Here is a 10,663-nt window from a genome sequence, read left to right on the forward strand (position 1 = left end):
ACGGTGTCGATTTCGGCTTGTTCTCGCTCGCGATTGACGGTGATTTCAACTATGCGAACGCCGCCGCCGCGCTGGCGATCGTCCACGCGTTGGGGCTTGACACATCATCGGAAGCCCTGCACGCGTTGGAGCAGGTGAAAATTGCCGGACGCATGGAACGCTTCGAAGACCCGTCCACGAACACCGTCGCCATCGTCGACTACGCACATAACGGGATTTCCATGACGGCGTTGCTTGATTACGTCGAGGAGCGGTTCAGCGCACGCCATCCGTATATCACCTTGGTCACCGGTTCCGCAGGCAACAAGGCGTACGACCGCCGCAAGGAAATCGTCGAAGCGGCCCAGCATCGGATCGGCCGGTTCATCTTCACCGAGGAGGACACCAATACGGAGCCCACGGAGGATATCTGCAAGCAGATGGCGGGCTACGTTACCAATCCGCAGGTCGAGTCCGACATCATCCTTGACCGCGCACAAGCCATTGAAAACGCCGCCGCAGCCGCGAAAAGCCATCCGGAGCGTCTCGACGTCATCCTCGCCATCGGCAAAGGCAATGAGCGCTGGGTCAAGCGCCTGAACCGGCATACCCCGTATGAGGGCGATGACGCGATTCTTGCACGCTTGCTGGGGTGACGCGGCATACAGAGCGAACGCATTCGCACATTTATGACAGGTAAGGAATAATTATGGATTTTGAGCCAATCGTCCTCGGCGGGGACACCCTCGGATATTCATACGCCCGGGAGCTTCACCGGTGCTATTCCAGCAAGACGACCATGCTGGCAGGCGCTGATATCAAGTACTCTTCAGCCAGTAGATTCACCGATTACCACACAATCGAAGACATCGACAAGGAACAGCGGCTGATGGAGTGGCTCCACGCCCATGCGGGTCATTTCGACGCGCAGCCTGTTGTCATCGCCGGGGCAAGCGACTGGCATGTGCGCAATTTGTCGAAGCACAAGCAGGAGCTGGAAGAACTGGGATATGTGATTCCATATATCGATTTCGCCCTGCTCGACGACATTACACAGAAGGATCGCTTCTACGCCCGCTGCGACCGACTGGGCATGCCGTATCCGAAAACCATCGTCGTGCCGTTCTCCGATTCGTATGACGATTCCGTGCTTGCCGGCACGTCGATGCGTGTCGTGCGCGAGAAGCGAGAACTGTCCGGACTGAGCTATCCGCTCATCGCGAAGCCTTCGAACTCCGCCGACTGGCATTATGCCGATATCCCCGGGAAAAACAAAGTCTATATCGTCTCCTCCGAACAGGAGCTGTTCTCAATCTACGATGCCGTCGCCGCATCAAGCTATTCGCATGCTTTGCTGATTCAGGAGCGTCTGTCTGCTAGCGACGAGTCGCTGCATACGCTGACCACGTTCTCAGACGCCAACGGCACCGCCATCGTGGCAGTCAGCGGCGATGTGCTTGTGCAGGACCGTAGCGCCACCGGTATTGGCAATCCTCTGGTTATCATGTCCACGGGCAAACATCATGATCTGCTTGAAGCAGCCGGGCGATTCCTTGCGGACACCGGCTACGAGGGTTATGCGAACTTCGACGTTATGGATGATGCCGATGGCAACCCCCATTTCTTGGAAGTCAACACGCGTCCCGGCAGGAACACCTACTATGTCAGTCTGGCCGGGTGCCCGTTCGTCAAGCCGTTGATCGAGCATTTCGTCATGCATCATGATTTGCACGATGCCCTGTCCGCCAAGGAACTTGCCGCCGACGACGATTTCCTGTTCACGATGGTTCCGCGCAGCATCATCGACCATGAGACACACGGGGCCAAGCATGACGCCGCCATGCGTATGTTCGACTCGGGCCATTGGAGCAGCCCGCTGCTGTGCCGTGAGGATACCTTGAGGCAGCGATTCTGGGGCCGGGTCAACTTCGAGCACATGCGCTTGAAGTTCTGACCGGCTAGCGTCATCAGCCGGCATGGCGGCGCGTTCCCAATCCGCAGGCCACAACTGAGCCTGTACCGTTACACCCCGTCAGCCGTCAGCCATCAACCGTCAGCCGTCAACCATGATGCTCAAGCCGCTGGCTGATGGCGGCGCTCACACCGTCGGCGCGCATGGTGATGCCGTAAAGCGCGTCAGCGATGGCCATCGTGCGCTGCTGGTGCGTGATGATGATGAGCTGGGCGTGCTCGCGCAGGTCGTCCAGCGCGTCCAGCAGCCTCGTGAGGTTCACGTCGTCGAGCGCGGCTTCCACCTCGTCCATCACGTAGAAGGGGCTGGGGCGGGCCGTGAAAATCGCGAACAGCAGGGCCAGCGCGGTCAGCGAGCGTTCGCCGCCCGACAACAGGCTCAGCTGCTTGACGCGCTTGCCGGCGGGACTCGCCTCGACAATCACCCCGGTGTTCAGCATGTCGTCCGGGTTTTCAAGCCTGAGCCGGCCGGTACCACCCGGGAACAGGGTGGCGAACACATGCTGGAATGCGGCGGCCGTGTCTTCGAACGCGCTGGAGAACACACTGACCATGGTCTGGTCCAAGTCCTGCACGAGTTTGAGCAGGTCCTGACGGCTTTTCGCAACATCATCACGCTGGTCGTGCAGATACTGGTTGCGCGCGTTGAGCGCCTCATATTCCTCGGCGGCGAGCGGGTTGACCTTGCCCAAGGCCTTGAGGTCGCGCTGGGCGCGTTCCAGACGTTTGACCTGCTCCTGCCGCACGTACGGGACGGTCGCCGGGGCTGTCTGATCCTCGTTCTGCGCTTCCGACTGGTGTTCCCCCGGAGCAGCGGCATGCTCCGGCGACAACACCGGCACCGGGTGATCAGGGGAATACTGCTCGACCAGCTCGTCCATATCCATACCGAGCGTGTCCGCGACCTTCTGGGTGAGCTGTCCCCAAGCGGCAGCCTGCCGTTCACGCTCCACATCAAGCTCATGTTCGTCGCGCTGCAGGTGCTGTACCTGGGGTTCCAACCGGTCGCGCTCCGCCCTCAATGCTTTCAATTCCTCATCATGGGTGGACAGTTCCGCTTGTAAACGATCGCGGCGCTGTGCGGCGCGGACGACGCTCGCATGGGCGAGCCGTGCGCAGGCGGCGGCATCGCCTGACACCCGGTCGGCGGCCTCGGCATGTCGACGGCGGGTGTCGTTCTGTTCCTGGATTCGCGCTTGTCGCTGCCTTGCCTGTTCGGCGTTGTCGCGCAACAAGCCGATTTGCCGTTGCAATGACTGGGCTTGCCGGTCAGATTCCTTCCATGCGAGTTTTGCGGACACCTCCTGTTCGCGCGTCTGCCCGAGTTGCTGCTCGAGCTGATGCTCGCGTGCGGCGAGGTCGTCAAGGTCGGCGTTCGTATCCTGCGATTCCTGCGCGGTCGTCAACGCCTTGCGCACATCCTCAAGCTTGTCCTGATGGTCGTCCCGCCCTTGTGACGCGTTGTGCAACGTCTCCTCGACACGTGCAAGCTGCCGTGCGGCGCTCTCTGCCCGTTCCCGCGCCGCCTTCAGTGTTCGTTGCGCCTGTTGCGCCTTGACTCGCGACTCAGTACGCAGCTGCGCCTGATGGTCAACGTCGAGCCGAGCCTGGTCGCGTTTGCCAGTCAGCTCAGCCACCGACGCGTCGATGTCGGCAAGCCGGGAGCGCAATCCCTGCATATCCGCAAGCGCCTTATCCCGCTTTGCGGCCAGCGACAGATCGCTTTGTGACAGGGATGATCCGCCTTGCGCCCCCACAGCGGTAAGCACCTCCCCTTGACGGGTGACCGCTCGCGTCCACGGGCCACGATTGACTGCCTCGAGGGCATCGTCCCGTGTCTCTTTGGCGATGGTGTCGGCGAGTAGCACATGCACCGCGGCTGTGACGCGGCGAGCGGCTTCGGGGTCTTGAGCATGCGGGTTCGCGTCGACCAGCGCGGCGGCGGATTCGTTCGGTATCGGTTGGCTTGCGGCGGTATCAGCGGTGGCGGCGGTATCAGCGGTGGCAGCAGTGACACCAGCATCATCAGTGTCGGCAGTGCCAACGTTATCATCAGCACCCACAGCAGCATCCCTCGCTTGTCCACCGAGCGGATGCAGCAGCACCGCCTTGCCGAGCGCATGGTCCTGCGCACGTTCCAAGGCGGCGAGCATCTGCTCCTGCCCGGGGACGACAATCGCGCTCGCATAGTCGCCTAGAGCATGCGCGATGGCTTCTTCCCACCCGTCTTCGATGCGGATGAAATCCGCGAGCCGTCCCATGACGGCGATATCCCGGTCGGTTTCAAGCTCACCGGCAGCATTACGGCTGTCCAAAGTGTCGGCGAGCGCATCTGCCTTGGCTTGCAGGGAGATGATTTTCCCGTTGAGCTCCCGCTGCCGGGCAAGCGTCTCGTCAAGCGCCTCCTGACTGTGCTGGAGGGCTGTTCTGGCTGCGTCGAGTGCCGCTCCCCCGTCGTCATCGGCCTCCTGGCGTTCCTGTTCCAGTTCAGTGACGCGCGTCCGTGCCTGCTCCGCCTGCGTCCGCATGTCGGACAGTTGCGTGGACAGGTCGGCGATTCTGGTGTCTGCCGCATGCACCGCCGATTCCTCGCGGGCGATTAGTTCGCGCAGATTGGCGATATGCGCGTCGCGCTGCTGCGCGGTTTTGCGCAGTTCGGTCAAGGTCTGGCGGATCGAGGCGAGACGCCGTTCATGGTCGGCGCGTGTTTCAGTCGCCTGATCGTAAGCGAGCCGCGCATCATCGACCGCACCCCGCTGCTTGGCGGCCTGCCGCTCAAGTTCGTCGGCGCGTTTGGTGAGCATGTCAGGATTTTCGCCGGTATCGACCACGATCTGCGAGCGGATGGAGGCGGCACGTTCTGCGGCCACAGAAGCAAGGGAGCCAAATCGTTCCTCAAGGCGCGACAGGTCGTGCCACACTTGATTCGCTTGGGCGAGCTGCGGGTTGGATCCCGAGGTGATGGCCTCCACCTGTTCGATGCGCACTTTGGCTTTCGCCAGGTCCTGTTGCAACGCGGCGAGCCGGCGGCGGGTGTCGGCGAGATCGCCGCGCAGATGGTCGCGCTTATCTCGCAACTGGCACGCGTCATCGGCGAACAGCCGGGCTTGAGCGTCCCTGATGGTCATCTGGATGGTGTCTGCACGCCGGGAAACGCGCGCTTGACGCCCCAGAGGGCCGAGCTGGCGGTGGATTTCGCGCAGCAAATCGTCAAGCCGGGCGAGATTATCTTCAGTGTTCGCCAGCTTGCGCAACGCCCGTTCCTTGCGTTTGCGATGCTTGAGAATGCCGGCAGCCTCCTCGATGAACGCGCGGTGTCCGCTCGGGTCAGCACGCAGAATGGCGTCAAGCCTGCCCTGACCGACAATCACATGCATCTGCTGGCCGAGGCCCGAATCCGACAGGAGTTCCTGGATGTCCAGCAGCCGGCACGCCGACCCGTTGATTGCGTATTCCGAGCCGCCGTTGCGGTACAGCGTACGGCTGATGGTCACTTCCGTGTAGTCGATGTCGAGCGCGTGATCGGTGTTGTCGATGGTCAGAGAGACCTGCGCGCGCCCCGCAGGCGGCCGGGTGGAGGTGCCCGCGAAAATCACGTCCTCCATCGACGTGCCACGAAGGTTTTTGGCGCCCTGCTCGCCCATCACCCAAGTCAGGGCGTCAACGATGTTGGATTTGCCTGACCCGTTCGGACCGACGACGGCTGTGACGCCCGGCTCGAAGCGCAGCGTCGTCGGGTTCGCGAAGGATTTGAATCCGCGAAGGGTGAGTTCCTTGAGATACATGGGCGTGGCGGGGTTCTGGCCGGTCAGGCGTTACTGGTTCCGGATGTGTTGCCGGCGGACTTGTCCGTATTGCCTGACGTACGTGCGTCGATGGTGAACTTCAGCCCTTCCTCGCCGGCGTTGAGGATCTCGTTGATCACATCGTCGGTTTCCGGCTTGCCGTCAGTGTCGGCTGCGTCGGCAGTGTCGGCGGTCTTGCCGGCATCGTTCGCGTCCTCAGGCAAGACCACGGGCGGATTGACGCGTTCGGCCTTCGGCTTGGCCAGGTCAGCGGCCATATGTTCGGTCAGCAATGTCCTCGCATCACCCGCGGTGACGAAGCTGCCGCAAATCAGCACGCCATGCCCGTACCCGACACCCAGATCGTCTTCGGCATCGACCTTGTCGACAGCCGCCTGGATGGCATCCGGAAGATCCTTGATGACGGTCACACGGTCCGGGCCGAACACGCGCACCGCAATCTTCTCCAGCTCTTCGGCGGGCATGACACGGTCACGCCACGAGTTCTCGGTGACGATGATCTCGCTCAGAATCGGCTCGAGTACGCCAAGATATTCCTCGACCTGCTTGTCGCCCATCATGGCGACCACGCCAACCAGCTGCTGGAAACTGTAATTCTCCTCGATCGCGGCGCGCAAGGATTGGGCGGCGTTCACGTTGTGCCCGCCATCGACGATGATCGTCGGGGATGTGCGGACTTGTTCGATGCGGCCGGGCACCTTCACGCTGCCGAGCGCCTCATCGACCAGATCTTGGTCAAGCTGGCCATTGACCGGAATCACGGTTTCCGCGGCGGCAAGCGCGGCTAGTGCGTTATGTGCCTGATGTTCGCCGAATTTCGCGATCGGCACGTCGCGGTATTCACCTTCCGGTGTGCGCAGCGTCGCCATCTGGCCGCCGACTGCGGGGACGCGGGAGACGACTTCCATCTCCTCTCCGTCACGAACCAGCGTGGCGTTGTTGCGTTTCGCTGCGGCTTCAAGAATCGGCATGACCTGTTCGGCGTGCGGCTGACGGCCGATGATCGCCGTGCAGCCAGGCTTGATGATGCCTGACTTCTCGGTGGCGATTTTCTCGACCGTATCGCCCAGCCACTGCATGTGGTCCATGTCCACCGGGCCGATGATCGCGGCATCCGCATCCATGACGTTTGTCGCGTCCCAAGCGCCGCCCATACCGACTTCAAAAATCGCGACATCGACCGGGGCATCGGCGAACTTCCAAATCGCCATCGAAGTGAGCACTTCGAAGAAGCTCATCGGCGGCTTGTTCTCCTGCTCCATCTTGCGGTCCACCAGCGCAACCAGATCCTTGATCTGGTCCCACGAGTCGATGAAATCGTCATCGGACAGCTGCTGGCCGTCAATGGCGATACGCTCATTGATCTTCTCCAGATGTGGGGACGCGTACAGGCCGGTACGCATACCATACGAACGGCAGATCGCCTCCGCCATGCGCGCGGTGGACCCCTTGCCGTTCGTGCCGGTGATATGGATGACGCGGAAGCTGTCCTGCGGGTTGCCGAGCAGATCGACCATCATGTTCATGCGGTCGAGGTCGAGATTCGTCTTGTTGTGTTCCGGTGGGCGCTTCATAATCTCGCGCTCAACGTCACGGATGTTCTCGCCGCTGCGATTCGGATGTTCAAACGACATACCCGCTGGTCTCTTTCCTATGCCTATTGCTGTGCTGTGGGGACATGCGGCCGGCGCTGGCAGACCGCATTCGCGTGCCCGGATTACCGACTGGAGGCCAATCCGGGCACTTTGTTCCTATTCTATGCGAATTGTATGCGAAATCCATGGGGAATCCGCAATCAGCGCCCACCGCGAAAAACCGCGGCACGGTCGCCATGCTCGCGGCGCTCAAGGTAATCACGGAATACGGCCATGCGCTCGACGGTGCTCGCCGCGAGAGGACTGGGCAGGTCGTCCACGGCGAACCAGCCGACCTGGAGGCTTTCCTCATCGCCCACGAAGGGCTGCGCGTTGCCGCCGGGGCGTAGTGAACACAGGAAAGAATGATCCATGTACTGCGCTTGGTCGCCGTTGCCGTAGGTGATGATGCGGTCGCTGCTGGTGACCGCTACCAGATCGGTGACGATCGCGTCCACGCCGGTTTCCTCCTTGACTTCGCGTACCGCGGTATCCGCCGGTTCCTCCCCCGGCTCGACGATTCCGTAGACGAGCGCCCACTGGCCGGTGTCCGAACGCCGGCCGAGCAGCACGCGCCCGGCGTCGTCGCGCACATAGGCGGTGATGCCGGTCAGCCATAGGAGGCTGTGACCAATGGATTTGCGCAATTCGATGATGAAATCAGGTGTCGGCATTGATGCTCCATGCTTGTTGTTGTTGGTGCTTGTCGGTTGTGCTTGTCGGTGGTGTTGAGAGGCGGGGGTACGGGAAGGTTGGTCGGACGGGAAGGTTGGGCGTACGGAAGGGTTGGGCGCGTAGGCGGGATGTGAAAATCGGGGCTTGGAACGTATTGGAACGTGCGGAACGTGCGGAACGTACCGAAACATGCGGAACGCATCCGAACGTGCCGGAACGTACTGGAACGTGTCGAAACATGCCGAAACGTGCTGGAACCTACCCGAAAATACCGGAAGATACGTCAATCCGCCGCGATGGCTTGCTCCGGCGTGGCCATCGCAACGGATTGACGCCTCAGAGGCTCTGGATCTCAGTCCTCACGCGCCGCGGCACGCTCGGCAAGCCAAGCCTCGACCTCGTCGATCTGCTTGGGGATGCCGGCCGAAATCCATTCGGGGCCGTGCTCGGTCATGAGCACATCGTCCTCGATACGAATACCGATGCCACGCAGCTCAGGCGGGAGCAGCAAATCGTTCGCCGCGAAATACAAGCCCGGCTCAATCGTGAAAATCATGCCCGGCGTAATCTTCGCGCCCTGATACGACTCGTAGCGGGCCTGCGCGCAATCATGCACGTCAAGCCCCAGATGGTGCGCGACACCGCAAGCAAGCCAACGACGATGCTGCTGGCCCTGCGGGGACAGGGATTCCTCGACCGGAACCTTCAGAATGCCCCACTCGTGCAGACGCTCGGCGATTACGCGCATGCACGCATGGTGGATATCCGAATACGTGGCACCCGGCTGCGCGGCTTCGAAACCGGCCTGCTGGGAGTCCAGCACCGCCTGATACAGCTTGCGCTGCAACGGCGTGAACTTGCCGTTGACTGGGAAAGTGCGCGTGATGTCGGCCGTGTACAGGCTATCGACCTCAACACCCGCATCGACGAGCAGCAGTTCGCCGTCGCCGACCACGCCGGTGTTGCGCATCCAATGCAGGATCGGCGCATGCTTGCCCGAGGCGATAATCGTGTCATAACCGACGGCGTTGCCCTCCTCGCGTGCCACCGAATTGAACGCGCCCTCCAGCATGCGCTCGGAACGCGGGCGGCCAATCACGCGCGGCAAATGGGTGAGCATACGATCGAAACCGTGCTTCGTGGCCTCGACAGCCTTGCGGATTTCGCCAATCTCATACTGGTCCTTGACCATGCGCTGCTCGGAACCGAACTCTGCCAACGCCTCATCGGCCTTCGTATTGGCATCCGGATCGCCGAAACCGTTCGCCTCGCGCACACGTTCGACCATCTGCGTGATCGACGGGTCGGTAGTGCGCACTACGCGCAGCTGCACAGCACCGGCCTCGGCGCCGACATCCTTGCTGATCGCGTCCTCGAGCGTGGCGATGTCATGGGTCTCGATGCCTGTCATCGCCTTGAGCTCGCGCAGACCGGCACGCGGGCCGACCCAGTACTCGCCGTAATGGGTGTCACGATAGTAATCAGCCGTGCTGTTATCGGCACGAGGGGCGACGAACAGTTCCGGCGTATGGGTTTTGCCAGCCTTCGCCTCCGCGCTGTTCGGATCAAGCGGGTTGAGCACGAGCACGGCACCCGCCTCGTAATCGCAGCCCAAGCCGGTATAGTACGCGAACGCGGTATCCGGGCGGAACGCGTAATCGCAGTCATTATTGCGCACCTTCGGCTGGCCTGCAGGAATGACGATGCGCTCGCCGGGGAACCGCTTGCCCAGCTTCTCCAGACGCTCACCGATGTACTTGCTGGATTCCAGCGGCTCGACCGCCGGCTCGGCGTTGTCCCAGCCGGTGGTCATGAACTGGCGGAACGTCTCGCTATTCGGACGCAGCGAACGGTTGTTCACCCGGTCTGCCATCGGCTGGTCCGGGCCCGGGGCGTTCTTGCGTTCTTCGGCCTCGTATTCCTTGTCTGCTTCGGTAATCACCGAATCCATGATTCCTCCATGTGGTCCTATCACTTTTCCTTGCGCAAGTGACCGTGGACGATGACCCAGCCGCGCGTATTGCGCGATGCCCGGTCATGCACGTTGCACGATGGCCCAGCCACACGTGTCGGCGCACTGCTGCGCAAGGGCATTTCCTGTCTTCAATCACTGCCACTCTAGTCATACCCGCATACCCATTGGCCGAGGTGGGCACCAACGCCGGGGTCGGGTGGTCCTTACGCGCATATGCCGCTCTGACATACGACGCTCTGATACACGAGCGGCAAAACTGAACACTGTATGGTCACGCGCGTATGCGATGACATACGCAAGTGTCCGGTTCCGACCGGGCATCGTTTCAAAGCCCAGACGTTCCGCGGCGGCCGTATGCGCCGACATACACAACTCACCCGATCGCCACCCCTCCCCCACAATCTCCATCCCACCCCGCAAACCACGCATACACCGACATACACAACCCAACAAAACCACCACCATCACCGCAATACCGCCACCCCAACCGCAAACCGCGCATGCCACGACATGCATAATGCAACCGACCCCCATCTTGGCCGTGCCATCATTGACTCGTCCCGCACACCACGCATCTCCCGGCATACACAACCCACCCGATCGCCATCCCTCCCCCACAATCT

6 protein-coding genes are annotated in these 10,663 nt (G+C 61.7%); 2 read left to right on the top strand and 4 right to left on the bottom strand.

The annotated features are described in order from the left end of the window. Positions 1–635, top strand: a 635-nt coding sequence (locus ACI38B_RS04055) for a glutamate ligase domain-containing protein (RefSeq protein ID WP_439729631.1), incomplete at its 5' end; no start/stop codon positions are given. 53 nt (positions 636–688) lie between these two features. After that, entirely contained in the window at positions 689–1,933 is a 1,245-nt protein-coding gene (locus ACI38B_RS04060; RefSeq protein WP_439729632.1) for a carboxylate--amine ligase, read from the top strand. Between the two features lie 106 nt (positions 1,934–2,039). Here the strand turns inward: ACI38B_RS04060 and ACI38B_RS04065 are convergent, their stop codons facing one another. From ACI38B_RS04065 to ACI38B_RS04080, 4 genes are all read right to left on the bottom strand, one after another. Continuing rightward, positions 2,040–5,735: an AAA family ATPase gene (locus tag ACI38B_RS04065; protein ID WP_439729633.1), complete on the bottom strand. Its 3,696-nt coding sequence runs from the start codon at positions 5,733–5,735 to the stop codon at positions 2,040–2,042. A 23-nt stretch (positions 5,736–5,758) separates the two neighbouring features. Continuing rightward, entirely contained in the window at positions 5,759–7,390 is a 1,632-nt protein-coding gene (locus ACI38B_RS04070) for a bifunctional folylpolyglutamate synthase/dihydrofolate synthase (protein ID WP_439729634.1), read from the bottom strand. A gap of 161 nt (positions 7,391–7,551) precedes the next feature. Continuing rightward, positions 7,552–8,064, bottom strand: a complete 513-nt coding sequence (locus ACI38B_RS04075) for an NUDIX hydrolase (protein WP_439729635.1) — start codon at positions 8,062–8,064, stop codon at positions 7,552–7,554. Positions 8,065–8,417: 353 nt separating this feature from the next. Next, positions 8,418–10,016, bottom strand: a complete 1,599-nt coding sequence (locus ACI38B_RS04080; protein ID WP_439729636.1) for an aminopeptidase P family protein — start codon at positions 10,014–10,016, stop codon at positions 8,418–8,420. Positions 10,017–10,663: the final 647 nt, after the last annotated feature.

Source organism: Bifidobacterium sp., from assembly GCF_051876855.1.
Taxonomy (GTDB): domain Bacteria; phylum Actinomycetota; class Actinomycetes; order Actinomycetales; family Bifidobacteriaceae; genus Bifidobacterium.

What these genes read in the sequence shown, in the direction of transcription:
- ACI38B_RS04080 (WP_439729636.1), bottom strand. Translation starts at nt 10,016, where the DNA reads ATGGATTCGGTGATTACCGAAGCAGACAAGGAATACGAGGCCGAAGAA.
- ACI38B_RS04075 (WP_439729635.1), bottom strand. Translation starts at nt 8,064, where the DNA reads ATGCCGACACCTGATTTCATCATCGAATTGCGCAAATCCATTGGTCAC.
- ACI38B_RS04060 (WP_439729632.1), top strand. Translation starts at nt 689, where the DNA reads ATGGATTTTGAGCCAATCGTCCTCGGCGGGGACACCCTCGGATATTCA.
- ACI38B_RS04070 (WP_439729634.1), bottom strand. Translation starts at nt 7,390, where the DNA reads ATGTCGTTTGAACATCCGAATCGCAGCGGCGAGAACATCCGTGACGTT.
- ACI38B_RS04065 (WP_439729633.1), bottom strand. Translation starts at nt 5,735, where the DNA reads ATGTATCTCAAGGAACTCACCCTTCGCGGATTCAAATCCTTCGCGAAC.